Origin of the sequence: Micromonospora zingiberis (assembly GCF_004331455.1) — a bacterium.
Classification (GTDB): Bacteria; Actinomycetota; Actinomycetes; order Mycobacteriales; family Micromonosporaceae; genus Micromonospora; species Micromonospora zingiberis.
In genome coordinates, this window is record NZ_SJJR01000002.1 from 439,786 (window position 1) to 465,566 (window position 25,781).

General features: G+C 71.6%; 25 protein-coding genes. 17 read left to right on the forward strand and 8 right to left on the reverse strand.

Features of this window, described 5'->3' with window-relative positions; all coding sequences use genetic code 11:
* Window positions 1–66: 66 nt before the first annotated feature.
* Window positions 67–651 carry a TetR/AcrR family transcriptional regulator gene (locus E0H26_RS05015; RefSeq protein WP_131301282.1) on the forward strand — a complete coding sequence of 195 codons (585 nt, stop codon included), beginning with the start codon at window positions 67–69 and terminating at the stop codon, window positions 649–651.
* Between the two features lie 167 nt (window positions 652–818).
* Window positions 819–2,786 (forward strand): acetoacetate--CoA ligase, encoded by a 1,968-nt coding sequence (locus tag E0H26_RS05020; RefSeq protein ID WP_131301284.1) that lies wholly within the window; start codon window positions 819–821, stop codon window positions 2,784–2,786.
* Window positions 2,787–3,191: 405 nt separating this feature from the next.
* On the opposite strand, the gene E0H26_RS05025 is transcribed toward E0H26_RS05020, so the two are convergent.
* A complete protein-coding gene (locus E0H26_RS05025; protein WP_131301286.1) occupies window positions 3,192–3,881 on the reverse strand; it encodes a TIGR03089 family protein in 690 nt (229 codons plus the stop codon).
* 151 nt (window positions 3,882–4,032) lie between these two features.
* Here E0H26_RS05025 and E0H26_RS05030 point away from each other — a divergent pair, with 151 nt between their 5' ends.
* Both E0H26_RS05030 and E0H26_RS05035 read left to right on the forward strand, forming a co-directional pair.
* Window positions 4,033–5,178, forward strand: a complete 1,146-nt coding sequence (locus E0H26_RS05030; RefSeq protein WP_131301288.1) for a glycosyltransferase family 4 protein — start codon at window positions 4,033–4,035, stop codon at window positions 5,176–5,178.
* A gap of 48 nt (window positions 5,179–5,226) precedes the next feature.
* On the forward strand, window positions 5,227–6,318 hold the full coding sequence (locus E0H26_RS05035; RefSeq protein ID WP_131301290.1) for a mannose-1-phosphate guanylyltransferase: 1,092 nt from the start codon (window positions 5,227–5,229) through the stop codon (window positions 6,316–6,318).
* Here E0H26_RS05035 and E0H26_RS05040 read toward each other — a convergent pair.
* A complete protein-coding gene (locus tag E0H26_RS05040) occupies window positions 6,287–6,901 on the reverse strand; it encodes an NUDIX hydrolase (protein ID WP_131301292.1) in 615 nt (204 codons plus the stop codon). The two genes, E0H26_RS05035 and E0H26_RS05040, sit on opposite strands and share 32 nt — an antisense overlap.
* A gap of 283 nt (window positions 6,902–7,184) precedes the next feature.
* On the opposite strand from E0H26_RS05040, the gene E0H26_RS05045 reads away from it, so the two are divergent.
* Window positions 7,185–8,165, forward strand: coding sequence for an ArsR/SmtB family transcription factor (locus E0H26_RS05045; protein WP_131301294.1), 981 nt, complete (start codon window positions 7,185–7,187; stop codon window positions 8,163–8,165).
* A 48-nt stretch (window positions 8,166–8,213) separates the two neighbouring features.
* On the opposite strand, the gene E0H26_RS05050 is transcribed toward E0H26_RS05045, so the two are convergent.
* Window positions 8,214–9,332 (reverse strand): coenzyme F420-0:L-glutamate ligase, encoded by a 1,119-nt coding sequence (locus tag E0H26_RS05050; RefSeq protein WP_131301296.1) that lies wholly within the window; start codon window positions 9,330–9,332, stop codon window positions 8,214–8,216.
* On the reverse strand, window positions 9,329–10,279 hold the full coding sequence (gene cofD / locus E0H26_RS05055; RefSeq protein WP_131301298.1) for a 2-phospho-L-lactate transferase: 951 nt from the start codon (window positions 10,277–10,279) through the stop codon (window positions 9,329–9,331). Before cofD ends, E0H26_RS05050 begins: the two co-directional genes overlap by 4 nt.
* Before the next feature lie 98 nt (window positions 10,280–10,377).
* Between cofD and E0H26_RS05060 the strand changes: the two genes are divergently transcribed.
* The 6 genes from E0H26_RS05060 (at window position 10,378) to E0H26_RS05085 (ending at window position 17,166) form a co-directional block, all read left to right on the forward strand.
* The gene (locus tag E0H26_RS05060; protein ID WP_131301300.1) at window positions 10,378–11,394 is read left to right on the forward strand and encodes a hypothetical protein; all 1,017 of its coding nucleotides are present in this window, start codon (window positions 10,378–10,380) and stop codon (window positions 11,392–11,394) included.
* Window positions 11,395–11,465: 71 nt separating this feature from the next.
* Window positions 11,466–14,033, forward strand: a complete 2,568-nt coding sequence (locus E0H26_RS05065; protein WP_131301302.1) for a bifunctional FO biosynthesis protein CofGH — start codon at window positions 11,466–11,468, stop codon at window positions 14,031–14,033.
* Between the two features lie 155 nt (window positions 14,034–14,188).
* Window positions 14,189–14,470: a hypothetical protein gene (locus E0H26_RS05070; RefSeq protein ID WP_131301304.1), complete on the forward strand. Its 282-nt coding sequence runs from the start codon at window positions 14,189–14,191 to the stop codon at window positions 14,468–14,470.
* A gap of 199 nt (window positions 14,471–14,669) precedes the next feature.
* Complete coding sequence (locus E0H26_RS05075; RefSeq protein ID WP_131301306.1) at window positions 14,670–16,064, forward strand: DUF4331 domain-containing protein; 1,395 nt, start codon at window positions 14,670–14,672, stop codon at window positions 16,062–16,064.
* Window positions 16,065–16,079: 15 nt separating this feature from the next.
* Window positions 16,080–16,436, forward strand: a complete 357-nt coding sequence (locus E0H26_RS05080) for a phospholipase (protein WP_131301309.1) — start codon at window positions 16,080–16,082, stop codon at window positions 16,434–16,436.
* A 472-nt stretch (window positions 16,437–16,908) separates the two neighbouring features.
* Window positions 16,909–17,166 carry a WhiB family transcriptional regulator gene (locus tag E0H26_RS05085; protein ID WP_092380743.1) on the forward strand — a complete coding sequence of 86 codons (258 nt, stop codon included), beginning with the start codon at window positions 16,909–16,911 and terminating at the stop codon, window positions 17,164–17,166.
* Between the two features lie 129 nt (window positions 17,167–17,295).
* On the opposite strand, the gene E0H26_RS05090 is transcribed toward E0H26_RS05085, so the two are convergent.
* A complete protein-coding gene (locus E0H26_RS05090; protein ID WP_131301311.1) occupies window positions 17,296–17,745 on the reverse strand; it encodes a metallopeptidase family protein in 450 nt (149 codons plus the stop codon).
* A gap of 151 nt (window positions 17,746–17,896) precedes the next feature.
* Here E0H26_RS05090 and E0H26_RS05095 point away from each other — a divergent pair, with 151 nt between their 5' ends.
* Complete coding sequence (locus E0H26_RS05095) at window positions 17,897–18,262, forward strand: DUF3499 domain-containing protein (RefSeq protein ID WP_131301313.1); 366 nt, start codon at window positions 17,897–17,899, stop codon at window positions 18,260–18,262.
* A gap of 19 nt (window positions 18,263–18,281) precedes the next feature.
* On the opposite strand, the gene E0H26_RS05100 is transcribed toward E0H26_RS05095, so the two are convergent.
* Window positions 18,282–19,658, reverse strand: coding sequence for an NAD(P)/FAD-dependent oxidoreductase (locus tag E0H26_RS05100; protein ID WP_131301315.1), 1,377 nt, complete (start codon window positions 19,656–19,658; stop codon window positions 18,282–18,284).
* A gap of 104 nt (window positions 19,659–19,762) precedes the next feature.
* Entirely contained in the window at window positions 19,763–21,109 is a 1,347-nt protein-coding gene (locus tag E0H26_RS05105; RefSeq protein ID WP_131301317.1) for an aspartate aminotransferase family protein, read from the reverse strand.
* 211 nt (window positions 21,110–21,320) lie between these two features.
* Here E0H26_RS05105 and E0H26_RS05110 point away from each other — a divergent pair, with 211 nt between their 5' ends.
* Genes E0H26_RS05110 through E0H26_RS05120 form a run of 3 tightly spaced genes read left to right on the forward strand, consistent with a single transcriptional unit; the run spans window position 21,321 to window position 22,475 of the window.
* Window positions 21,321–22,067, forward strand: a complete 747-nt coding sequence (locus E0H26_RS05110; protein WP_131301319.1) for a DUF5753 domain-containing protein — start codon at window positions 21,321–21,323, stop codon at window positions 22,065–22,067.
* Entirely contained in the window at window positions 22,058–22,258 is a 201-nt protein-coding gene (locus E0H26_RS05115; protein ID WP_131301321.1) for a DUF397 domain-containing protein, read from the forward strand. The genes E0H26_RS05110 and E0H26_RS05115 overlap by 10 nt, the downstream gene beginning before the upstream one ends.
* Before the next feature lie 19 nt (window positions 22,259–22,277).
* A complete protein-coding gene (locus E0H26_RS05120; RefSeq protein ID WP_131301323.1) occupies window positions 22,278–22,475 on the forward strand; it encodes a DUF397 domain-containing protein in 198 nt (65 codons plus the stop codon).
* A gap of 195 nt (window positions 22,476–22,670) precedes the next feature.
* On the opposite strand, the gene E0H26_RS05130 is transcribed toward E0H26_RS05120, so the two are convergent.
* Window positions 22,671–23,183 carry an Lrp/AsnC family transcriptional regulator gene (locus E0H26_RS05130; protein WP_131301326.1) on the reverse strand — a complete coding sequence of 171 codons (513 nt, stop codon included), beginning with the start codon at window positions 23,181–23,183 and terminating at the stop codon, window positions 22,671–22,673.
* 206 nt (window positions 23,184–23,389) lie between these two features.
* Here E0H26_RS05130 and E0H26_RS05135 point away from each other — a divergent pair, with 206 nt between their 5' ends.
* Window positions 23,390–24,574 carry a polyamine ABC transporter substrate-binding protein gene (locus tag E0H26_RS05135; RefSeq protein ID WP_131301328.1) on the forward strand — a complete coding sequence of 395 codons (1,185 nt, stop codon included), beginning with the start codon at window positions 23,390–23,392 and terminating at the stop codon, window positions 24,572–24,574.
* Window positions 24,575–24,576: 2 nt separating this feature from the next.
* Window positions 24,577–25,728, forward strand: coding sequence for an ABC transporter ATP-binding protein (locus E0H26_RS05140; RefSeq protein ID WP_131301472.1), 1,152 nt, complete (start codon window positions 24,577–24,579; stop codon window positions 25,726–25,728).
* Window positions 25,729–25,781 lie beyond the last annotated feature (53 nt).

Below are 25,781 nucleotides of genomic sequence, written 5' to 3' on the forward strand. Positions count from 1 at the left end.
CCGCGGCTGGGGCGGCCGGCGGTGCCCGACAGTTATCCGGATCGGAAATCCGGTTAGGCTGTGCCCATGGCGACCACGACGCTACGTAAGGACGCGGCCCGCAACTGGGACCGGATCGTCGCCGTGGCCCGCGGCATGGTCGACGAGGGCACACCCCTGCAACTCAACGACGTCGCCCGCCGCGCCGGACTCGGTGTCGGCACCGTCTACCGGCACTTTCCCACCGTCGAGGCGCTGCTGGAGACCGTCGCCACCCCCTGCCTGGAGGCGCTGGCCGCCCACGGCGAGGCGGCCCTGAGCTGTGCCGACCCCGGACGCGGGCTGGAGGAGTTCCTGGCCCGTACGGTGGAAGCCCAGGTCGGCGACGCATCCCTGGCCATGGTCGTCGCCGCGCCGGGCGAGGCGCTGGCCCGTACCACGGAACTCAAACGGTCGATCTGGTCGATCGGCACCGCACTGCTCGACCGGGCCGCTGCGGCCGGAGCGATTCGCCCCGACCTCACCGCCGCCGACCTGGTTCCGATCATGTGCGGCATCGCCTACGCGGCGCAGCTGCACGGCGAGACCCCGCAGGACCGGATCACCAGCGCCCGGCGCTACCTGACCACGTTCCTTGAGGGCTTCCGCGCCCACCCACCGAAGCGCTCCTGAGTAGTCCGCCGCCCACCCGGCTCCACCCCGGCCCGTCCGCGCATTTCATGTGGGCCGGGCACATGCGTCGGGCCGGGCTGGCTGCGGAGAATGGCGCTTCGAGGTAGGGCAAGATGGCGCCACGGCCCACCGCACAGCGCCGTGCCGGGCCGGGGGAGGAGTGACCAGTGACTGACGTGCTGTGGACGCCACCGGCGGACGTGCTCGAACGCTCGCGGATCGGGGCGTACCTGCGCTGGCTGGCCGAGCACCGCGGGCTGGAGTTCGCCGACTACGACGCGCTGTGGCAGTGGTCGGTCACCGACCTGGACGCCTTCTGGCGCTCGATCTGGGATCACTTCGAGGTGGTCGCGCACACCCCGCCGACCGCCACCCTGTCCAGCCGCCACATGCCGGGTGCCCGGTGGTTCCCCGGCGCCACCCTCAACTATGCCGAGAACGTGCTGCGAATGCCCGGCCGGGCCGACGACGACCCGGTGGTGCTCGCGTACGGTCAGACCCGCGCCCCGGTCACCCTGACCGCCGCCGAGCTGCGGGAACAGGTCCGCCGGGTGGCCGCCGGCCTGCGCCGGCTCGGCGTCACCACCGGCGACCGGGTGGCCGCGTACGCGCCGAACATCGCCGAGACGTACGTGCTGCTGCTGGCCACCGCCAGCCTCGGTGCGATCTTCTCCTCGTGTGCGCCGGAATTCGGCACCCGCAGCGTCACCGACCGGTGGCAGCAGATCGAGCCGAAGGTGCTGGTCGCGGTGGACGGCTACCGCTACGGCGACAAGCCGGTGGACCGCTCGGCGGAGGTGGCCGCGATCCGGGCGGCGCTGCCGTCCCTCCGGCACACCGTCAGCATCTCCTACCTCGACCCGACGGCGGCACCGCCCGACGGCGCCCTGTCCTGGGCCGAGCTGGCGGCGGCGACCGACGAGCCGCTGACCTTCACGCCGGTGCCCTTCGACCAGCCGCTCTACGTGCTCTACTCCTCCGGCACCACCGGCCTGCCCAAGCCGATCGTGCACGGCCACGGCGGCATCCTGCTCGAACACCTGAAGATGCTCGCCCTGCACCACGACCTGGGACCGGCCGACCGGTTCTTCTGGTTCACCACCACCGGCTGGATGATGTGGAACTTCCTGGTCTCCGGTCCGGCGGTGGGCGCGGCGATCGTGCTGTTCGACGGCAACCCCGGCCATCCCGACCTGGGCGCGCTGTGGCGGCTGGCCGAGGAGAGCGGCACCACCTACTTCGGTACCTCCGCGCCGTTCCTGCTGGCCTGCCGCAAGGCCGACCTGGTACCCCGCGAGGTCGCCGACCTGTCCGCGCTGCGCGGGGTCGGCTCCACCGGTGCGCCGCTGCCCGCCGAGGGCTTCACCTGGGTGTACGACACGGTCGGTCGTGACCTGCAACTCCAGTCGCTGTCCGGCGGCACCGACGTGTGCACCGGCTTCGTCGGCGGGGTGCCGCTGCTGCCGGTACACGCCGGGGAGATCACCTGCCGGGCACTCGGCGCCAAGGTGGAGGCCCGCTCCGCCGACGGCACCCCGGTCATCGGCGAACTCGGCGAGCTGGTGATCAGCGAACCGATGCCGAGCATGCCGGTGGGCTTCTGGAACGACCCGGACGGGGTCCGCTACCGGGAGGCGTACTTCGACGTGTATCCGGGCGTGTGGCGGCACGGCGACTGGATCACCATCAACTCGCGCGGCGGCTGTGTGATCACCGGCCGCTCCGACGCCACCCTGAACCGGGGCGGCGTACGGCTGGGCACCGCCGAGTTCTACTCGGTGGTGGAAGGGCTGGACGAGGTCGTCGACTCGGTGGTGGTGCACCTGGAGGACGACGAGGGCGGCGCCGGAGAACTGCTGCTGTTCGTGGTGCTCGCCGACGGCCTGACCCTCGACGACGAGCTGCGCAAGAAGATCTGCCGCGAGCTACGTACCGCCCTGTCGCCCCGGCACGTGCCCGACGAGATCCACCAGGTCCGCGCCGTCCCCCGCACCCTGTCCGCCAAGAAGCTGGAAGTCCCGGTCAAGAAGATCCTCACCGGCACCCCCATCGACCAGGCCGCCGCCAAGGGCGCCCTGGCCAACCCCGACTCCCTGACCGCCTTCGCCACCCTCGCCCACCACCGCACCCCCTAGGTTCTTGTCTCGCGGATCTTGTTGGCGGGGGACGGCAGGTAGGCCGATCGAAGTTCGACGAGTCGAGCAAGGCGTGGAAGCGGGTACCGAGCCTGTCGCACCTGGCCGCCTGGTCGCGCCGTGCCTGCCCCGTTGAGGCCGCGTCCGACCTGGCTGCGTTGCCCGTCCACGGCACGCTCCCACCACGCTGCTCGGCCGCCCCTCCCCTAGCCGCAGATCTTGGTACGGAACGGCCCCCATGCGGCCCGTTCCGCACCAAGATCCGCGAGACCGCCCCTAACCCCCGCGATCTTGCACTTTTGGTCGCGGCAAAAGGGATCTACTGCCCATGTCGGCGACCAGAAGTGCAAGATCGCGGAGAAGTGGGGAGGGGGGAGGGGAGGGAGGGGGGAGGGGGTTAGGGGGTTAGGGGAGGGAGTGGGTTGTTTGTTCGGTGGATTGGCGGGTGGGGAGGTGGGTGGGGTCGGGGTGGGCGCAGAGGACGAGGGTGGCGTTGGCGGTGAGCGGGGCGAGTAGCCAGTCGAGTGGGTCCGGGTGGCGGTCGACGTTCACCAGGAGACGGTCGCCGGAGGTGATGCCGAGTTCCGCCGCACGAGCGCTCGCCTGGTCGCTCAGCGTGGCGTGCGCCGGACCACCCGGTGGGTACGCCCCGAAGTGGTCGCCCTGCACCCGCACCTCGGTCACGTAGTCGGCGAAGCCGGCCGGCACCTCCCGCAGCGGCAGCGCGAACGGGTGCAGCGCCAGGGCGTACCGGTCGCCGGCCGTCCAGGCGTCCGCCTCGGCGGCCCGGTCTACGGCGGCGAAGAGCACGTCCACGTCACCCGGCTTCTCGGCCACGGTCAGGCCGGCCGACCAGCAGCCCAGCAACACGGCGGCGGTCTGCCAGTGCGGCGGGAGCAGCACCGCGGCGGTGTCGCCGGGCCCCAGGGCCAATTCGTCGGTGAGCAGGTTGGCCGTCTTGGTCACCCAGTTCGCCAGCGTCGCGCCGGAGAGTTCGGTGCGCTCACCGGTGGCGTCGTCGTACCAGGTCAGCAGCGGTCGATTCGGGTTGGTCGCGATCGCGTCGGCGAACACCCGGGCAATGTTGTCGGCCATCGACGCGAACGATACGCGGCTGGCGACCGTACTCGATGACAGCGACAAGTCGGCGTACCGTCGGGTCGCAGTCAGCGTCCGTACCCGGCTCCGGCGTAGGCTTGCCCGGAGTGTTGTTCCCCACAGTCCCGCCATCGCAAGGAGTCGCCCCGTGACCGCCGGCCGCCCGCCCCGCGTGCTCATCGACGCCACGAGTGTCCCCGCCGACCGTGGTGGCGTCGGTAGATACGTCGACGGCCTGCTCGGCGCCCTCGGTGACGTGTGCGGGTCGGCGGTGGATCTGGTCGTCGTCAGCCTCCGCACCGACCTTGAGCGCTATCGCCGGAAGCTGCCCGGCGCCGAGATCATCCCCGCGCCCGCCGCCGTCGCGCACCGACCCGCCCGACTCGCCTGGGAGCAGACCGGCCTGCCGCTGCTGGCCCAGCAGGTCGGCGCGGAGGTGCTGCACTCGCCCTTCTACACCTGCCCGTTGCGGGCCGGTTGTCCGGTCACCGTCACCGTGCACGACGCGACCTTCTTCACCGAGCCGGAGCACTACGACAAGTCCCGCCGCACGTTCTTCCGGAGTGCGATCAAGACCTCGCTGCGCCGCGCCGACCGGGTGATCGTGCCCAGCAAGGCCACCCGGGACGAGTTGATCCGGCTGCTGGACGCCGACCCGACCCGGATCGACGTCGCCTATCACGGCGTCGACCACGCCGCCTTCCACGCCCCCGGCGACGAGGAGAAGGCCCGGGTACGCGCCCGGCTCGGCCTCGGCGGCAGCAGCTACGTCGCGTTCCTCGGGGCCAAGGAGCCGCGCAAGAACGTACCGAACCTGATTCGCGGCTGGGCCCGGGCGGTGGCCGACCGGCAGGACCCGCCGGCCCTGGTCGTCGCCGGTGGTCAGGGGCACGACGACGACATCGACCGCGCGGTGGCCGAGGTGCCGTCGCACCTGCGGCTGCTGCGCCCCGGCTACCTGCGCTATGCCGATCTGCCCGGATTCCTCGGTGGTGCCCTGGTCGCCGCCTACCCGTCGTACGGGGAGGGGTTCGGCCTGCCGATCCTGGAGGCGATGGCGTGCGCCGCACCGGTGCTCACCACGCCCCGACTGTCGCTGCCCGAGGTGGGTGGCGACGCGGTGGCGTACACCAGCGAGGACCCGGACCAGATCGCCATCGACCTGGCGGCGCTGCTCGACGACGAGCCGCGCCGGCTGTCGTTGGCCAAGGCCGGCTTCGACCGGGCGAAGGAGTTCACCTGGGAGTCGAGCGCCGAGGTGCACATCGCCGCCTGGTCCCGGGCCCGGGCCTGAGGTCGGCAACCGGGCGCCCGCACCGGGCGGTTCGGGCATGATGTCCTGGTGATCTATGTCGTCATTCCGGCGGGTGGCAGCGGCACAAGGTTGTGGCCGCTGTCCCGGGCCGGCCATCCCAAGTTTCTCCACCCGTTCACCGGCACGTCCGCCTCGCTGCTCCAGGCGACGGTGCAGCGGTCGGGGCCGTTGACCGCCCCGGAACGCATCATGGTGGTCACGGGCGCCGCGCACGCCGCCGCCGTGGCCCGCCAGCTGACCGTTCTGCCGGAGGAGAACATCCTGGTCGAGCCCTCCCCACGGGACTCCTGCGCGGCCATCGCGCTGGCCGCGGCAGTGATCGCGATACGCGACCCGGACGCGGTGATGGGCTCGTTCGCCGCCGACCATCTGATCGGTGAGCCACAGCGGTGGGTGGACACGGTGCGGGAGGCGATCCGGGGCGCCGAGCAGGGACTGCTGATGACCGTCGGGATCACGCCGACCCGGCCGGAGACCGGTTACGGATACCTCCAGACCGGCGACCCGGTCGGTGACGGCCCGATGCGACCGGTCATCGAGTTCAAGGAGAAGCCGAACGCCGAGGTGGCCGAGGCGTACGTCCGCTCCGGCCGGTACCTGTGGAATGCCGGCATGTTCGTCTGGCGGGTGTCGGCGTTCCTCGCCGAACTGGCCCGCCAGCAGCCTGCCCTGCACACCGGGGTGACCGCCATCGCCGCGGCCTGGGGCAGCGACGAGCAGGACGACGTGCTGGGTGCCGTCTGGCCGACGTTGCCAAAGATCTCGGTCGACTACGCGGTGATGGAGGGCGCGGCCAGCGCCGGCCGGGTGGCGACCGTGCCGGGCGACTTCCGTTGGAACGACGTGGGGGATTTCCACACCCTCGGCGAGGTGTTGCCGGCGGACGCCGACGGCAACGTGGTGCTGGGCATGGACGACAAGGCCGAGGTGCTGCTGCGTGACAGCAGCGGCATGGTGGTGGTGCCGCAGTCCGGCCGGCTGGTGGCCAGCGTCGGGGTACGCGACCTCATCGTGGTCGACACCGCCGACGCGTTGCTGGTCTGCCCGCGCGACCGGGCCCAGGACGTCAAGGCGATCGTGGACGAACTCAAGGAGCGGGGCGAGGACAGGCTCGTCTGAACGCGGCCCGGCCCGGCTCGACCAGCCGGGCCGTCCCGCCGGCCAGCGGACGCGGCAGCTCGTCCGGCGGGAACCAGCCGAGCGCCTCGGACTCCGCGCTGACCTGCGCCACCGCCGCTGGCGGGGCGAACACGGCGAAGCGTACGTCGTGGTGCAGTGACCCGCCCTGGCAGTTGACCGGGTGCACGTCCACGTCGATCGGCACCGGGTCCATCCACAGGCCGGTGATGCCGGACTCCTCGGTGGCCTCGCGCAACGCGGCGCCGGCCAGCGTCCGGTCGCCCGGCTCGCAGTGGCCGCCGAGCTGCACCCACGTGTGCATCTTGCCGTGCAGGCAGAGCAGCACCTGGGAGCCGGTCGCGTCGAACACCAGCGCGCTGGCGGTGACGTGACCGGGCCGATGCTCGCGGCTCATCGCCACCGGCCCGGCGGCCAGCAGGTCGAGGGTGCGCGCCTGAGCCGTGGCGGCGTCCGGGCAGGTCGGCTCCCAGCCGGTGAGCACCGCCAGGGTGTCGGCGTACAACGCCGTCCAGCTGTCGTCGTGGGGGAGCGGGGGTTCCTGTACTGCCGGAGGCGTCGACACTCTGCCCCCTCCTTTCAGGTCGGCGAACGGGCGGCACCCCTGCGGAATCTATCCGCCGCAGACCCTCGTGTGGTGCCGCCCGCTCGACCGTCCCCCGACCTCGGGGCGTCCGTACGGCACGCCCGAGGTGTGTCGCCCCCGCGCGACCCGGGAAGCATGGCGTACCGGACGGTAGGGCGTCGAGGTCTTTTAGCCCAGGCTTAATCGGCCGGGCCCGAGGCGATCCAGGTAGAGTGCGGAAGGTCGCCGGGCGCCCCTCAGCCGGGCGACAGGGAGTCGTTCCATGCTGAAGATCCATTTCTCCGGCGAGGACATCCTCCGGACCCGGGTGGCTCCGGCGGCGGATCCGGTCTGGGAAGTGGTGCTGAGTCTGCACCTGCTGCCCGAGCGCAGCCGGGATCCGCTGCTGTCCGGCTGGCGCCGCGAGGTCATGCGTGACCTGCGCCGGCCGGAGGACGCCGACGGCCTGCGACTGCTGCTGGCACTGAACCCGCCACGCGGCTACTTTCCGGACTTCCTCACCCCGTACGAGAGTGTCGACGGGTTCGAGGCGGGGATGGAGGCGGTCCGGCGTACCCCGGTGCCACTGCTGCACCGCGACCTCACGCTGCTGGCCAACGCCCGAAGCCTGCCCGCCGACGCCAGCGCCCTGGCCCGGGGTGAGCCGGATGCCCTGGAACACCTGACCGCAGCCATGGGCCGCTACCGCGAGCTGGCGCTCCGGCCGTACTGGCCCCGGGTCCAGGCGGCGGTGGAGGCGGACCGGGCCCGGCGGGCGCGGGCCGTGCTCGACGGTGGTGTCGAGGGGTTGCTGACCAGTCTGCGGCCGGGGGTGCGCTGGAACTCGGGCACCCTGGAGATCCCCGGCTATCCGAGCAGCCGCGAGCTGCACCTACAGGGCCGCGGCCTGCTGCTGGTGCCGTCGTTCTTCTGCGCGGACACGCCGGTCGCGTTGCTCGACCCGACGCTGCCGCCGGTGCTGGTCTATCCGGTGGACCGGCTCGGTGGCCTGGCGCCGGAGGAGGCGAAGAAGTCCGAGGCGGCGCTGGCCGCGTTGCTCGGCCGGACCCGCGCGGCGGTGCTCGCCGCCAGCGACGACGGTTGCAGCACCGGTGAACTGGCCCGTCGACTGCACATCTCGCCGGCCGCGGCCAGTCAGCACGCCACCGTGCTGCGCAATGCCGGCCTGCTGGTCAGCCACCGGGATCGCAACACGGTCCTGCACACCCTCACCCCACTCGGGCGCGCCGTCCTCAACACCTGACCCACCCACCGACGATCTCCAAGGGGCGTCACCCCGTGGGCGACCCGCTCAGAGGGCGAGGGTGGCGGCGGCGGTGGTGTGGGCGGGTGGCGGCAGGAGTTGGGAGGGGACGCCCTGTGCCGCGAGGGCGGTACGGAGGCGCTGCACGTCGGCGCCGAAGCGGACCAACTGGACGGGGCCGACCGGGGTGGGTGGGGAGCAGAGCACCAGCGCGGTGGCCTCGGCCGGCCAGCCGGCCACGACGGCGACCAGGCCGGTGCGTACGTCCTCGTCGGTCACCTGGGTGAAGACCGTGCCCGGCGCGACCACGCCGGCGACCGTGGCGATCGCCCGGTCGACCGCCGCCGGATCGGGTGGTGTGCCGCCCGGACGGTCGGCAAGGGTGGCGGCGGCGGCCAACCCGGCGGCCTTCGCCTCTGCGGTGCCGAGGGAGAACAGATCCATCGAGGAGTCCCGAACCAGGACGCCCGCACCCTCGCCGTCGCCGGGCAGCGGCGCGGTCAGGTAGCCACGGATCACCGCCACCGGCATCTGGTCACACTTGCCCTTGATCAGCTCGCCCGCCGCGGCCAACTCGTCGGCCACCGCCATCTGGGTCAGCACGAGTTCGTTGCCGTACGGGTCGACCTCGCCCCGATGATCGCGGATGGCGTCCATCCCGGCCACGCCGAGGGCCACGTCGGTCAGCCCGTTGCGCCACGGCCGGCCCATGGTGTCGCTGACGACGACGGCCACGTCCACGCCGTACCGGTCACGCAGGCCGGCGCGCAGCGCCCGAGCCGAGGCGTCCGGATCCTCGGGCAGCAACACCAGTCGGGTCTTGTCGACGTTGGAGGCGTCGATGCCGGCCGAGGCCATCACGAAGCCGTGCCGGGTCTGCACGATCCGGGTGGCGCCCCGGGTGGCCACCACCCGGACGGTCTCGGCGGCCAGGATCTCGTCCCGGGCGGCCTGCCGATCCGGGCCGTCGGCCGGGACGTCCACCAACCGCCCCTCCGCCTTGGACACGATCTTGCTCGTCACCACGAGCACGTCGCCGTCGCGTAGCCAGGGCGCCGCCGTCGCGATCAACGCGGCCAGGTCGTCCCCCTCGGCCACATGGCCGATCCCGGGTACCGGCAGGATCTCCAGTCTGGCGCCGGGCACCGGCAGGGTCTCCAGTCTCATGCCATCTCCACCGCGGCGCGGACCATCGCCGTCGTCGCCGCCTCGTCGGTCATCCGCAGCGGCGCCGCACGGACGCTCACCTGCGGCACCTCCGTCTGTGCATCCTCCTCGGCCACCAGCCAGCCGTCGAGCAGACCACCGGCCGACCGGCCGCCGTACAACCGGCCCACGCCGGCCGCGCTGCACTCGACGCCGATCACCTCCAGGCACCGGTCCGCCATGCCCCGTACCGGCGCGCCCCCGATGATCGGCGACACACCCACCACCGGTGCCGGTCCGCTCGCCACCGCCTCCCGCAGGCCCGGCACGGCCAGGATCGGCGTGATGCTGACCACCGGGTTGCTCGGCGCGACGAGCACGACGTCCGCCTCGGTGATCGCCTCGGTCACCCCGGGTGCCGGCTTGGCCGAGTCGGCCCCGACGAAGACGAACCGGTGCGTCGGCACCTGGGCCCGATGCCGCACCCACCACTCCTGAAAGTGGATCGCCCGCTGCCCACCGTCGTCCGCGCTGAGGATTGCGTGGGTCTCCAGCCGGTCGTTGGTCGCCGGCAGCAGGCGTACGCCGGGCTGCCAGCGGGTCGCCAACGCCTCGGTCACCTGGTGCAGGGGATAGCCGGCGTCCAACATGGTGGTGCGGACCAGGTGGGTGGCGAGATCCTTGTCGCCCAACCCGAACCAGCTCGGCTCGGCACCGTACGCGGCCAACTCGTCCTTGACCGTCCAGCTCTCCCCGACCCGGCCCCAGCCCCGCTCCGGGTCGGCGCCCCCGCCCAGGGTGTACATGACACTGTCCAGGTCCGGGCAGACTCGGAGGCCGTGCAGGCGCAGGTCGTCGCCGACGTTGACCACCGCGGTCACCTCGGCGCCCACCTGCCGGGCGTAGGCCCGCACGCCGAGCAGGAAGCGGGCACCGCCGATCCCCCCGGTCAGAACCACGATGCGCATCCGACCATCCTCGCCTACGTGACGTCTGCGGCGGCGAGTCGCCCCGGGAGACTAGGCTCACGTCGGCATCTGTCCGCTTTCGCCCCCAGGGAGAGTTCGTGACCAGCCCCGCCGAGCCCCCGCCCAACGCCCCGACCCCGGCCAGTCAGGTGACCCGGCCGTTGCGGGAACTCGCCGCCATCGTGCTCCTGGGCGCGAACGCCCTCTTCCTCTTCGTCGGCCTGATCCGGCTGCTGACCCCGCAGGGTGCCTACAGCACGGTGACCGGCCGGGCGGGCAGCGCCTTCTTCGCCTTCATCGGGCTGGAGGCGGTCGTGCTGCCACTGTTGGCCGTGCTGCTGGCCACCCACGTCGCCCCGGTCGTGGCGAGGGGCAAGATGATCACGCAGGTGGCGCTCGGAGAGTACGCGGTGAGCGCCGTGCTCGGCGGGCTGACCCTGCTGGTCTGGATGGTCGGTCGGCTGGCCGAGGCGCAGCTCTTCGACGCCCTCACCGGCATGCTCACCCGGGCCGCCTGGGTGGCACTGTTCGGGCTCGCCGGATATGTGGTCTGGAGTGTCTGGCAGCGGCTGTACCACGTCCCGAGGCCCAAGCCGGAGCCCGGTCTGTACGGCACCCCGCAGCCAGGCTGGCCGGGCAACCCGAGCCAGCCGGGGCACGGCGGGTCCGGCCAGCCCGGGTACCCGAGCCAGCCGGGTCACGGTGGGTCCGGCCAGCCGGGGTACCCGAGCCAGCCCGCGTATCCGGGCCAGCCCGGGCACGGTGGGTCCGGGCAGCCCGGACAGCCGGGTGGCGGGTGGCCGACCGACGGGTGGTCGGCTGCGGACCAGCCGGGTGCTCCGGGCGCCGGCCCGGCGACCGGCTCGCCCGCCGGTTGGCCGGTGGCCGGGCAACCGCCGTCGAGCCCGGAATCGTCCGCTTCACCACACACCTGGCCGCCGCACGGTCAGCCGGCCGTGCCCCCGCAGTCGGCGCCGCCGTTCGGGCAGCCGGCGTCGGTCGACCCGACCCAGGCGATTCCGCGCCAGAGCGCTGACCCGACCCAGGCCCCGCCCGGGCCGGACGGTGACGACGACCGTACCCAGCGCATCGAGCCGGGCGGGCAGCCGACCTGACCTGCCCGACGCACCGGTGTGGTTGCCCACGCCAGCGCAATGGGCCGGGCGGCAGCGAATAGGCTGAGTGGATGGTTGACCGGAGCGAGTCCGCGTCGGGTGAGGCAAGCGTTCGGCGGGCGTTGCGCCGGGCCGCCGCCGGGCGGGCGCTCGACGTCGAGGAGGCGTCGGCGCTGCTGACCGCGCGCGGCGGGGCGCTGGAGGAACTGCTCGACACCGCCGGGGCGATCCGCGACGCCGGCCTGCGTGACGCCGGCCGTCCGGGCGTGGTGACGTACTCCAAGAAGGTCTTCATCCCGCTGACCCGGCTGTGTCGGGACCGCTGCCACTACTGCACCTTCGCCACCGTGCCGCACCGGTTGCCGGCGGCCTTCCTGGACCGCGACGAGGTGTTGGAGATCGCCCGGGCCGGGGCCGCGCAGGGCTGCAAGGAGGCGCTGTTCACGCTCGGCGACCGGCCGGAGGAACGCTGGCCGGCGGCTCGGCAGTGGCTGGACGAGCGGGGCTACGAGTCGACCCTGGACTACCTGCGCGCCTGCGCGGTGGCGGTGCTGGAGGAAACCGGCCTGCTGCCGCACCTGAACCCGGGGGTGCTCTCCTGGTCGGAACTGCACCGGCTCAAGCCGGTGGCGCCCAGCATGGGAATGATGCTGGAGACCACCGCGACCCGGCTGTGGTCCGAGCCGGGCGGCCCGCACTACGGCTCGCCGGACAAGGAACCGGCGGTGCGGTTGCGGGTGCTCGACGACGCCGGACGGGTCGGCGTCCCGTTCACCACCGGCATCCTGATCGGCATCGGTGAGACCCACGCCGAGCGGGTGGAGGCGATCTTCGCGATCCGCCGGGCGCACCGGGAGTACGGCCACCTCCAGGAGGTGATCGTGCAGAACTTCCGCGCCAAGCCGGACACCGCCATGCGTGCGATGCCCGACGCGGAACTGCACGACCTCGCCGCCACCGTGGCGGTGGCCCGGGTGCTGCTCGGGCCGAAGGCGCGCATCCAGGCCCCACCCAACCTGATCGCCGGCGAGTACGACCTGCTGCTGCGCGCCGGCATCGACGACTGGGGCGGGGTCTCCCCGGTGACCCCGGATCACGTGAACCCGGAACGCCCCTGGCCACAGCTCGACGAGTTGGCGGCGCGTACCGCCGGAGCCGGGTTCACCCTGCGGGAGCGGCTGACCGTCTACCCGGAGTACGTGCGGGCCGGCGAGCCGTGGCTGGATCCGCGCCTGCTGCCCCACGTCGGCGCGCTGGCCGATCCGGCGACCGGGCTGGCCGTGGAGTCGGCCCGGCCGGTGGGTCGGCCGTGGCAGGAGCCCGACGAGTCGTACGGCGGGCGTACCGACCTGCACGTCACCATCGACAGCACGGGACGCACCGACGATCGGCGGGGCGACTTCGACCACGTCTACGGCGACTGGTCGGAGGTGGCGGCCAAGGCCGCCGTACCGCCGGCTCGGGCGGGTCGCGGCGACGGCCCGGCGGCGGATGCGGGGCAGCCGGCCGGTCGGTCCGCCGACGCGGGCGACGCCGACCTCCGCGCCGGGCTGCGGTTGGCCGGGCGCGATCCGGCGGCGCTGCTCGAACCCCGGCACGCCGACGCCGCGCTGGCGCTGTTCGCCGCCGACGGCCCGGCCCTCGACGAACTCTGCCGGATCGCCGACGACCTGCGCCGCGACGCCGTGGGTGACGACGTCACCTACGTCGTCAACCGGAACATCAACTTCAGCAACGTCTGCTACGTGGGCTGCCGGTTCTGCGCCTTCGCCCAGCGGGAGCGCGACGCCGACGCGTACCGGCTCTCGGTGGAGCAGGTCGCCGACCGGGCGCAGGAGGCGTGGGACGCCGGCGCCAGCGAGGTCTGTATCCAGGGCGGCATCGACCCCAAGATGCCGGTGACCGGCTACGCCGACCTGGTCCGGGCGATCAAGGCACGGGTGCCGCAGCTGCACGTGCACGCCTTCTCGCCGATGGAGATCGCCACCGCCGCCGCGAAGGCCGGCGTGTCGGTACGGGAGTGGCTGAGCGCGCTGCGCGACGCGGGGCTGGACACCATCCCGGGCACCGCGGCGGAGATCCTCGACGACGAGGTGCGCTGGGTGCTGACCAAGGGCAAACTGCCGGCCGCCGCCTGGGTCGAGGTGGTCAGCACCGCCCACGAGCTGGGCATCCGGTCCAGCTCCACGATGATGTACGGCCACGTGGATCATCCGGGGCAGTGGCTGGCGCACTTCCGGGTGCTGGCCGGAGTGCAGGACCGTACCGGTGGGTTCACCGAGTTCGTGGCACTGCCCTTCGTGCACACCAACGCGCCGATCTACCTCGCCGGCATCGCCCGGCCGGGGCCGACCTGGCGGGAGAACCGGGCGGTGCACGCGATGGCCCGGGTGTTGTTGCACGGCCGGATCAGCAGCATCCAGTGCTCCTGGGTGAAGCTCGGCGACGCGGGCAGCGCGGAGTTGCTGCGCAGCGGCTGCAACGACCTGGGCGGCACGTTGATGGAGGAGACCATCTCGCGGATGGCCGGCTCTGGCAACGGGTCGGCGCGTACCGAGGAGCAACTGCGGGCGATCGCGGCGGCGGCGGGACGACCGGCGCGTAGGCGAACGACTTCGTACGGTCACGTCGACGCTTAGCGTCGAACCTTCGCCCGTCGCCGGCCGTACCTGTCGATGCCGGCGGCGGTAGCGGCGAGGACCGCCGCCGGCACCCCTGCGGGGGCCGGTGGGAACGCTTCCGACCCCCGTCCGCCATCGCGGGCGCGTGCGCGCCGCCGCTGGAAAGGTTGCCCATGAGAACTCAGACGCGCAGGCGGGGCTGGCCGAAGCTGACCCGCCGTCAGACGCTGACGGCTGCGGCCAGTGCCACCCTCGGCGCCGCCACTCTCGCGGTGACGGGCCTGTCGGTTGCCGGTGAACGTGGCAATGGTGCGGCGGCCGGCGCCGACGAGACGATCGTCGTGCACCTGCGCGACGCCCGCTCCGGGACGATGGACGTCTTCGTCGGCGAGTCCCGGATCGAGGTGCAGGACCGCGGTCTGGCCGATCGGCTGCGCAAGGCCGCCCGACGCTGAACCCGGTGACCGTCCGACCCGGCGCGCGAGCCGATCCGCCGCACGCCACCTGGCGCCCCGGACTCCACCCACGGCGCTGAACCTTTCTCGTCGCCTCCGCCGCAAGCGGGTGGTGGCGGCGTCCCACCGGCCCGGCGCGGGCTCTCGGCGCCCGGTCGGCATTCCCATTCGCTTCTTCGCCCCGTGAGGTGGGTTCGTCATGTCTTCACACCGTGAGGCACCGGAGATCGCCAAGGATCCGGTCGCCGACTCATCCGATCTGTACGCGTTCGTCACTCCGGACCGTCCGGACACGGTGACGCTGATCGCCAACTACGTACCGCTGCAACTGCCCTCCGGTGGCCCGAACTTCTTCGAGTTCGGCGACGACGTGCGGTACGAGATCCACATTGACAACAACGGCGACGGCAAGCCGGACATCACCTACCGGTTCGAGTTCACCACCGAGATCACGAACCCGAACAGCTTCCTCTACAACACCGGCCCGATCGAGTCGCTGGACAGCAAGAACTGGAACCGGCGGCAGTTCTACCAGGTGACCCGCATCGCCGACGGCAAGCAGCAGCGGCTGGGTCGCAAGCTGCCCTGCCCGCCGAGCAACGTCGGTCCGCTGTCCATCCCCAAGTACGGCGAGCTGGTACGGCAGGCCACCTTCTCGCTGTCCACTGGGGAGAAGGTGTTCGCCGGGCAGCGCGCGGACGGCTTCTACGTCGACCTGGGCGCGATCTTCGACCTCGGCACGCTGCGCCCGTTCCAGCAGTTGCACGTGGCCGGAAAGAAGATCTTCAGGGCGGCTGGCGAGCCGGTCAACGCGCTCGACCGGATGAACGTGCACAGCATCGCGATCCAGGTGCCCGTCGACAAGCTGCGCCGACGCGCCAGCCGGTACCACTGGCAGGAGCCGGCGTCGGTGATCGGGGTGTGGACGTCGGCCTCCCGACGTCAGGTGAAGGTGCTCGGCGACAAGGTCGCGGCCGACACCAACGCCGGTCCGTTCACGCAGGTGTCCAGACTGGGCAACCCGTTGTTCAACGAGGTCATCGTGCCGATGGCGCAGAAGGACCTGTGGAACACGCTGCCGCCGTCGGAGGACAAGCGGTTCGCCCAGTTCGTCGAGCAGCCGGAACTGGCCGCCCTGCTGCCGGTGCTCTACCCGGGCGTCTTCCCCAACCTGGAGAAGCTGAACAAGTCGAAGAAGGCCCGGGCGGACCTGGTGGCCATCCTGCTCACCGGCATTCCGGAAGGGCTGATCAACGGCTTCACCAACGCCACCGGTAACACCCAGGCCGACATGCTGCGGCTGAACACGGCGATCCCGCCGGCCCGGCGTCCGAACCGGCTGGGCGTGCTCGGCGGTGACCTGGCGGGCTACCCCAACGGCCGGCGGGTCACCGACGACGTGGTGACCATCGCGCTGCGCGCCGTGGCCGGGCTGACCGTGCCGCTGGTGGACCGGAACTTCACCCCGGACGACGCGGCCGCCGCGGTGACGCCGGGACTGACCGAGGCCGACGTGACCGCGCCGTTCCTGCGGAACTTCCCATTCCTCGGTACGCCGTACGACGGGTTCAACAACCCGCCGGTGCGGGCCTGAGCCCGGGGGCCTGGCATGACCGAGCACGCGCACACGCACGCACACGCGTACGGGCCGACGGGTAGCGGGGCCGTCCTGCTCAACCTGGGCGGCGAGACCGGCGCCCTGATCATTTACACCGGGCGGCAGTTGCTCGGTCGGGAGATCGAGATCAGCCTGGTCGGGCGGGATGGCGACCCGCGTACCCACTCCGCCGTCCGGGAGCGTCAGGTTCGGGACGGTACGTTCCACAGTGCGGTGTATCCCGATCTTCAGTCCGGGGTGTATACCGTCTGGTGGGACGAGGAGGCGCCGGCTGGCACGGTCACCGTGACCGGTGGCGTGGTCGCCGAATTCACCTGGCCCACCAGTGCTTCTCCGCCTGCTGGCTGATTCTGTTCGACCTGCTGACGACCGCGTCGCGTCCACAATGTGGGCGAGGCGCGGTCGTCGCACTTTCGGCCGACGGGCAGGGCTGGCGAAGTCGGGTTAACCTTGCCATTCAAGATCAACGGATCTTGCCGGGTGGTCTTCCGGGGCGCTCGCGCGGGTTCCGACGGGACCTGCCGTGGGAGGGGCGCCACGGGAGAAAACTCGGGCAACTCGCCGGGAGGGGCGTTACTCGGCCGGGGTCTGAATCGATAGGGCAGGGCGAGACCGGGTGGTCCGGACGGCCGTCCGGGTTGCGTGTCGGGAGGGCGACTCCATTATCAAGTTTGGCTTGACGGCGCACGCATTACACGCGTGTAATTTGAATGGGGTTGTTCTCGCGGAACGCAACAAAACGGGGCCGGATGGACAAACACGCCTTTCGCGTGGGGGGTTGCAGCGGCGATGACGCCGGTGCGCGACAAGGAGGCAACTGATGGACGGCCAGCTCGAGGCGGCCGACCTGCTCGGAAACGCGCCGGAGTGGCAGGAGCGGGCGTTGTGCTCGCAGACCGACCCGGAGGCGTTCTTTCCCGAGAAGGGCGGCTCGACCCGCGAGGCGAAGCGGATCTGCTCGCGGTGTGAGGTCAAGACGGAATGCCTCGAATACGCTCTCGGCCACGACGAGCGGTTCGGGATCTGGGGCGGACTCTCCGAGCGGGAGCGTCGCAAGCTCAAGCGGCGCGTCGCCTGATCCGTCGTCGGGTGGGGGCGGTTGGGGGCCGCCCCGCCCTGGACATCGGCGCTGTCGCGGTGGGGGCCGCGACCGTCGGTGGGTCGGCGGGCCGACGTCGGCCCGCCGGGCGGCGCGAGCCGGCGGGGCTCAGGCCAGCTCGTCCGGGTCGACACCGAGCAGGTTCGCCACCTGTTCGATGATCACGTCGTGGACCAGGTCGGCCAGATCCTCCCGGTCCATCGCCCGGAACTCCAGCGGGCGCCGGTACAACACGATCCGGGGCGGCATCTCCTGACGACCGGGCCGGCCCGGCAGCAGCCGGGCCAGCGGGACCTCACCATCCTCCAGCACGTCGGAGTCGTAGACGTTCAGGTCGGGTGGGACGTCCTCGACGGCGAACTCCACGCCGGCCAGCTCCTTGGCGAACCGGCGTTCCAGCGCCTCGACGGTGTCCAACACCAGGTCGTCGAAGATTTCCGCCTTGGTCCGGGCCAGCGGCACGGTGGCCGGCACCAGCCGCCCGCGCAGGCCGCGACCGTGCCGGTCGCGGTGGGCGCGCCGGCTCGCGCCGGGGCGGCGGTTCTCCGGGCTCGTCATGAGCCAAAGGGTAGCCCCCGACCCGGGCGGGCCACAGTTGCGCCGGTACCGTGGCGCGCCGGGCCGGCGCGTACGAAATGTGATCACGAAGACGGGCGTGTCGTAACGCGAAGCGGTGCGCCGGAGCCGGTAATGGAGATACCCTGCGCCCGTGAGGTCACCACGGCGCTGCTCCCGTAACGGCTGCCCCCGGCAAGCGGTCGCCACGCTGACCTATGTCTACAACGAGTCAACAGCCGTGGTCGGTCCGTTGGCCGCGTTCGCCGAGCCGCACACGTACGACCTCTGCGAGCCGCATGCCCGCAGCCTCACCGCTCCCCGGGGCTGGGAGGTGGTCCGGCACGAGGGTGAGTTCGAACCCCCGCCGCCCACCACCGACGACCTGGTGGCCCTCGCCGAGGCGGTACGCGAGGCCGCCCGTCCCGCCCCCCGCCCCCCGCAGGACGACCAGACCCAGCCCACCACGCCCCCCACCTCCCGCCGCGGCCACCTCCGGGTGATTCCCCCCAGCTACTGACCGCCCACCCGGGCGGGGTTCAGTGGCCCAGGAGGCGGGAGAAGGCGGAGGCCCGGCGGGACGAACGGCCGGTGCGGGCCTCGGCCTCGTCGGCGGAGAACATGACCCGCAGGCCGGCGTTGACGGCGAGCCACCGCAGCGGCTCCGGCTCCCAGCGCGGGGAGCGGTGGTTGACCCAGGGCAGGGCCGTCAGCTCGGTCCGCTCGCCACGGATCAGGTCGGCCAGCGTACGCCCGGCCAGGTTGCTGGTGCCGACGCCGTCCCCGACATACCCGCCGGCCCAGGCGAACCCGTCGGCCGGCTGGTAGCCGACCGAGGCGGCCCAGTCCCGGGCCACCCCCAGCGGCCCGCCCCAGGTGTGTGACACCGGCACGTCCGCGCCCAGCACCGGAAAGAGTTCGGTGAGGGTACGGCGTAGCGCCGCGAAGACCCGAGGCTCCCGGTCGTACGCCGCCCGGACACGCGAGCCGAAGTGGTACGGCGCCCCCCGCCCGCCGAAGGCGAACCGGCCGTCGACGGTGCGTTGGCCGTAGATGATGACGTGCCGATGGTCCGAGAACGTCTCCCGCTCGGCCAGGCCGATCCGCTCCCAGATGGCCGGCGGCAGCGGCTCGGTGGCGAGCATCAGCGAGTAGACCGGCGCGATGGCCCGCCGCTGCCCGGGCAGCCCGGGCGTGTAACCCTCGGTCGCCCGTACCACCACCGGCGCGCGTACCGTCCCGTTCGGGGTCACCGCCGCACCCCGACGGATCTCCGTGACGGGGCTCTGTTCGTGGATGGTCACCCCCCGTCGCTCGACCGCCTGCGCCAGACCGCGCACCAGCCGGGCCGGGTGCACGGCCGCGCAGTGCGGGGTGTACGTGCCACCCCGTACCCCGGCGGCGGCGCACCGGGCAACGGCCTCGTCGGGACCGAGCAGGGTGAGGTCCTCGGCGCCGAACCCGAACTCCCGCGCCTCCGCGACGGTCGCGCGGGCCCGGTCGAGCTGCGGCCCGCTGCGGGCGAGCACCACCGTGCCCCCGTACGACCAGTGGCAGTCGATGCCCTCGGCCGCTACCACCCGACCGACCTCGCGGACCGTGTCGTGCATGGCGTGTTGCATGGCGATCGCGGCGTCCCGGCCGTGCCGGCGGGCCAGCCCGGTCAGCGAGGTGGGCAGCAGCGCCGAGCACCAGCCGCCGTTGCGCCCGGACGCACCGAAGCCGGCCACCTGCCGCTCCAGGACCACGATGCGCAACGTCGGGTCGGCCCCCGCCAGGTAGTACGCCGTCCAGAGCCCGGTGTAGCCGGCGCCGACGATCACCACGTCGGCGTCCGTGTCAGCACCCAGCGCCGGACGCGGAGCCAGCGGCTCGTCGACGGTGGAGAGCCAGTACGACAGATCCGGGTAGTGCACGGTGACTCCTGACGGTGCCGGCCGGGCCGCGTGGGTCGGCCGGCGGTGGCGCTGGTATGCCGGCCGGCTGACCACGATGGACGCTGGCGCCGGGGTGACTCGGGCTAGAGCCGGGACCACGCCTCGGTGAGGACGGTACGCAGGATCTGCTCGATCTCGTCGAACTGCTGCTGCCCGGCGATCAGCGGCGGGGCGAGCTGCACCACGGGGTCGCCCCGGTCGTCGGCCCGGCAGTAGAGCCCGGCGGAGAACAACGCGCTGGAGAGGAAGCCGCGCAGCAGTCGCTCGGACTCGGCCTCGTCGAAGGTCTCCCGAGTGTTCTTGTCCTTGACCAGTTCGATGCCGTAGAAGTAGCCGTCGCCCCGGACGTCACCGACGATCGGCAGGTCGTTCAGCTTCTCCAGGGTGGCGCGGAACGCCGCCTCGTTGGCGCGTACGTGCCCGACCAGGTCCTCGCGGGCGAAGACCTCCAGGTTGGCCAGCGCGACCGCGCAGGAGACCGGGTGGCCGCCGAAGGTCACCCCGTGGGCGAACATGCCGGTCTCGGTGAGGAACGGCTCCATCAGCCGGTCGCTGGCGATCATCGCGCCGAGCGGCGCGTAACCCGAGGTGATGCCCTTGGCGGTGGTGATGATGTCGGGCTGGTAGCCGTAGCGGGTCGCCCCGAAGTACTCGCCGAGCCGCCCCCACGAGCAGATCACCTCGTCGCTGACCAGCAGCACGTCGTACGCGTCGCAGATCTCGCGGACCCGCTCGAAGTACCCGGGCGGCGGCGGGAAGCAGCCGCCGGAGTTCTGCACCGGCTCCAGGAAGACCGCCGCGACGGTGTCCGGCCCCTCCCGCTCGATGGCCCGCCCGATCTCCTCGGCGGCCCACCGGCCGAACGCCACCGGGTCGTCGCCGTGCTCCGGCGCCCGGTAGAAGTTGGTGTTCGGCACCTTGATGCCGCCGGGAACCAGCGGCTCGAAATCGGTCTTGATGCCGGGCAGGCCGGTGATCGACAGGGCCCCCATCGAGGTGCCGTGGTAGGCGATGAACCGGCTGACCACCTTGTGCTTGGTCGGCTTGCCGACCCGCTTGAAGTACGCCCGGGCCAGCTTCCAGGCCGCCTCGACCGCCTCGGAACCGCCGGTGGTGAAGAAGACCCGGTTCAGGTCGCCCGGGGTGAGCGTCGAGATCCGCTCGGCCAGCTCCACGGCGGTCGGGTGCGCGTACGACCAGAGCGGGAAGTAGGCCAGCTCGCCGGCCTGCTTGGCGGCGGCCTCGGCCAACTCGGTGCGGCCGTGGCCGGCGTTGACGACGAAGAGCCCGGCGAGCCCGTCCAGGTAGCGGCGGCCCTGCGCGTCCCAGACGTACGCGCCCTCGCCGCGCACGATGGTCGGTACCTCGCCGGCGGAGTAGCTCGCCATCCGGGTGAAGTGCATCCAGAGGTGGTCGGTGGCGTTGGCCATGTCAGCCCCATCGGGTCTCGGGCCGGTCAGGGGTCACCGGCCGCTCTGCCCACGGTTATCCCACAGCCTGATGCCGCAAAGCAAGTGCAATCGGTTGGCAGCTCGCCCTGATGCAACGGATTCAGCGAACTGCCCTGGATTACGCAACGGAATCCGCATACCTCCCACCCGCTCTGGCCGACCTCGCCCAGCGGGGCCGCTGAGGCTGGCGATGGCGGACAAGGGTGAAACCGCTGAGTCGTTGGCCGGGAAGGTCGGCGTCGACCCGAAGACGGCGGGTCGGTGGCTTGCGAGCGGTCGGGTTCCGCATCCGCGTACCCGGATCGCGGTTGCCATGGCTCTTGGGCGGCAGGTCAAGGAACTCTGGCCGGAGCCGTTTCGTCGTCGGGACCTGCCGTGGTTTCGGGAGTGGGCGGAACTGGAGCAGAAGGCCAGCTCGCTCCGGTCGTACGAGCCGCTGTTGGTGCCGGGACTGCTCCAGACCGAGGCGTACGCCCGGGCGGTGCTGGCCACGGGCGGCCTGGTGCCGCCAGCGGAGGTGGAGGAGGTCGTCGCGGCGCGGCTGGCGCGGCAGCGGGTGTTGCAGCGCGAGAGCCCGCTGCAACTGGTGGCGGTGATCGACGAGGTGGTGCTGCGTCGGCGGGTGGGCGGTGACCGGACAGTGATGGCCGGGCAGCTCGCCCACCTGGCCGACCTGGGCGAGCGGGAAAACGTGCAGGTCCGGGTGATTCCGGCGGAGAACCCATGGCACACCGGCCTGGCCGGGCCGTTCGTGCTGGCCCGCACGCCGGACGGTGGCGAGGCGGCCTACCTGGACAACCAGCTGCGCGGTCAGGTGGTGACCGAGCGTGCCGACCTTGCTAGCCTGGGCGCGAGATGGGAGAGCGTCACCGGTGAGGCGCTGCCCCGTCGCCGGTCCATCGAGCTGATCAGGGAAGTGGCGACGACATGGACATGACCGGCGCCCATTGGCGCACCGCCACCCGCAGCAGCAACAACGGCGGCAACTGCATCGAGGTGGCGGACAACCTGCCCGGCCGGGTCCTGGTCCGGGACAGCAAGGACCGCGCCGCCGGCATCCTGGCCTTCACCCCTGACGCCTGGCGCGCCTTCGTCGCCGTCACCCCGCGCCGCGGTCCATCGAGCTGATCAGGGACGTGGCGACGACATGGACATGACCGGCGCCCGTTGGCGCACCGCCACCCGCAGCAGCAACAACGGCGGCGACTGCGTCGAGGTGGCCGACAACCTGCCCGGCCGGGTCCTGGTCCGGGACAGTAAGGACCGTGCCGCCGGCATCCTGGCCTTCACCCCCGACGCCTGGCGCGCCTTCGTCGCCGCCACCCCGCGCCCACCCGCCCTCTGACCGACCGAGGCGGTCCCGGCGACCGGGGTGGGCCGGGTGATCGGCTCCGTTCCGCCGGAATGGCGGGGTCTGTGCCCCGCTGATGCCACCGTTCCGGCGGAACGGAGTCGATCAAGCAGGGCCGGGTCAAGCAGGGCCGGGTCAAGCGGGGCCGGGTCAAGCGGGGCCGGGCGCGGGCGGGGTGGGTGGGGTGGGTCAGGCGGTGCCCCAGGTGTAGGTCTGCTTGCGGAGTTTGAGGTAGACGAACGCCTCGGTGGAGACCACGCCGGAGACGGCGCGCAGGCGTTGCAGGATCTCCAGCAGGTGCTCGTCGTTGCGGCAGACCACCTCGGCCAGCAGGTCGAACGAGCCGGCGGTGATCACGACGTAGTCGACCTCCTCCAACTCGGCGATCCGGTCCGCCACTCTCTCCAGGTCCCCGTCGGTACGCAGACCGATCATGGCCTGTCGGGGGAAGCCGAGTTGGAGCGGATCGGTGACCGCGACGATCTGCATCACCCCGGCGTCGAGTAGGCGCTGCACCCGTTGGCGTACCGCCGCTTCGGAGAGGCCCACCGCCTTGCCGATGGTGGCGTACGGCCGGCGCCCGTCCTCCTGGAGTTGCTCGATGATCTGCTTGGCCACATCGTCGAGCAGGACGTGGCTCGCGCCCTCGCGCACGCTGACCCGGCGTCCGCCATTGCCGTTGTCATGCTGCCGGTTCGTCATCGACCGCTCCCCATGTCCGTCACCGGGCTGAGCCTAATGCCATCGGGCAGTCTGGCGTAATTCGTCGTCCGAGGCTATTGCAGCAACGGAATCCCTTGTGAGAGAGGTCTCCTCATGTCAGGATCAGTCGTCCATCGCCATTGACCCTCCCGCCGGCGCGCCCACCCCCCGTCCCGCCGCCGACGATGACCCATAGGAGTCGTCACATGCGTAGTCCCTCCCGGCCCCTCACCCGGCGTGGTCTGCTCACTGGCACCCTCGGCTCGGCTGCGCTGCTCGCCGCAGGTGGCACCCTCGCCGGCTGCGGCACGCCGGGTGCCCAGCAGACCGAGGCTGGCTGCGGCAGCGAGGACCTTTCCGGTACGGAGAAGAAACTGGCCTTCTCCAACTGGCCGCAGTACATGGACGTCGACGAGGACAACAATTCCAAGCGTCCCTCGCTCGACGGGTTCATCAGCAAGTCCGGCATCCAGGTGACCTACACCGAGGATGTCAACGACAACAACGAATTCTTCGGCAAGGTGCAGAACCAGCTCGCGGCCTGTCAGGCCACCGGGCGGGACGTCATGGTGCTCACCGACTGGATGGCCGCCCGGATGATCCGGTTGGGCTGGATCCAGAAGCTCGACAAGTCGAAGCTGCCCAACGTCGAGGCGAACCTGCTGCCGTCGCTGCGCAACCGCCCCTTCGACGTGGACAACCACCTCGCCGTGCCGTGGCAGTCCGGCCTGGCCGGACTGGCGTACAACGGCCGGGTCACCGGGGAGATCCGTACGGTCGACGAGCTGCTCACCCGCCCGGACCTCAAGGGCAAGGTGACCGCCCTGACCGAGATGCGCGACACCATGGGCCTGCTGTTGATGTCCAACGGCCACAACCCGTCCGACTTCACCAGCAACCAGTTCGACGACGCGCTCAACAAGCTCAAGAAGGCCGTCGCCTCCGGGCAGATCCGCCGGTTCACCGGCAACGACTACGCGCCCGACCTGGCCAAGGGAGACATCGCGGCGTGCGTCGGCTGGTCCGGTGACATCATCCAGCTCGGCTTCGACGACGAGCGGATCAAGTTCGTGGTGCCGGAGTCCGGGGTGATGCTCTGGTCGGACAACATGCTCGTACCGAACAAGGCGACCCACAAGGCCAACGCCGAAGAGCTGATCAACTACTACTACGAGCCGGCGGTCGCCGCCCAACTCGCCGCCTACGTCAACTACATCTGCCCGGTCCAGGGCGCGCAGGCGGAGATGGAGAAGATCGACCCGGAGCTGGCCGAGAACCCGCTGATCTTCCCCGACGAGGCCATTCTCTCCAAGGCCCGGGTCTTCATGGCGCTGGACGAGAAGCAGGAGCGCGAGTACGAGACCAAGTTCCAGCAGGTTATCGGAGCGTGACGATGGCGCAGGAGACACCGGCCGGCGACCTGCGCCTGGCCAACCTCACCAAGACGTTCGGCGCGTTCACCGCAGTCGACGACCTCAGCCTGACCATCGGCCAGGGTACGTTCTTCGCCCTGCTCGGTGCCTCCGGCTGCGGCAAGACGACCACGCTGCGGATGATCGCCGGGCTGGAGGAGCCGACCAGCGGGCAGGTGCTGCTCGGTGACCGGGACATCGCCCGGCTGCGCCCGTACAAGCGGCCGGTCAACACGGTGTTCCAGAGCTACGCGCTCTTTCCGCACCTGGACATCTTCGAGAACGTGGCCTTCGGGCTGCGTCGGCGCGGCATCCGGTCGGTGGACCAGCAGGTCCGGCAGATGCTGTCGCTGGTCCAACTCGACGGGTACGAGCGGCGTCGCCCCACCCAGCTCTCCGGTGGCCAGCAGCAGCGGGTCGCGTTGGCCCGCGCGTTGATCAACCACCCGCAGGTGCTGCTGCTGGACGAGCCGCTGGGCGCGCTGGACCTCAAGCTGCGTCGCCAGATGCAGATCGAACTCAAGCGGATCCAGACCGAGGTCGGCATCACCTTCGTGCACGTCACCCACGACCAGGAGGAGGCCATGACGATGGCCGACACGGTCGCGGTGATGAACGCGGGGCGGATCGAGCAACTCGGTGCACCGGCCGACATCTACGAGTTCCCGGCCACCGCGTTCGTGGCCAACTTCCTCGGCCAGTCCAACCTGATCGCCGGTGACGTCTTCGGCAGCAACGGCAGCGACACCATGGTCACCGCGCACGGCGCGCGGTTCTCGGTGCCGTCGGCCCGGGCCCGTACCGACCGGGGCCCGGTCTACCTCGGCATCCGTCCGGAGAAGCTGCAGCTGGCCGGTGCCGCCGTGCAGGTACCCGCCGGCAGCCAGCATCTCGACGGGACCATCACCGACGCCTCGTACGTCGGGGTGAGCACCCAGTATCTGCTGCGTACCGGTTGGGGCACCGAGCTGAGCATCTTCGTCGCCAACAGTGGGGCGCAGCAGCGCTTCGCCGTCGGCGAACGGGCCGTGGCGTACTGGGATCCCCGGCACGCCTTCCTGCTCAGCCGCCGCGCCGACGAGAACGACCGCACCACCCCGGTACTGGACGAGCCGGTGGGTGCGTCCTCGTGAGCGAGCGGAGCGAGCGAACCATCCGGCACAGCGGTGCGGCGCCCCGCGTCGCT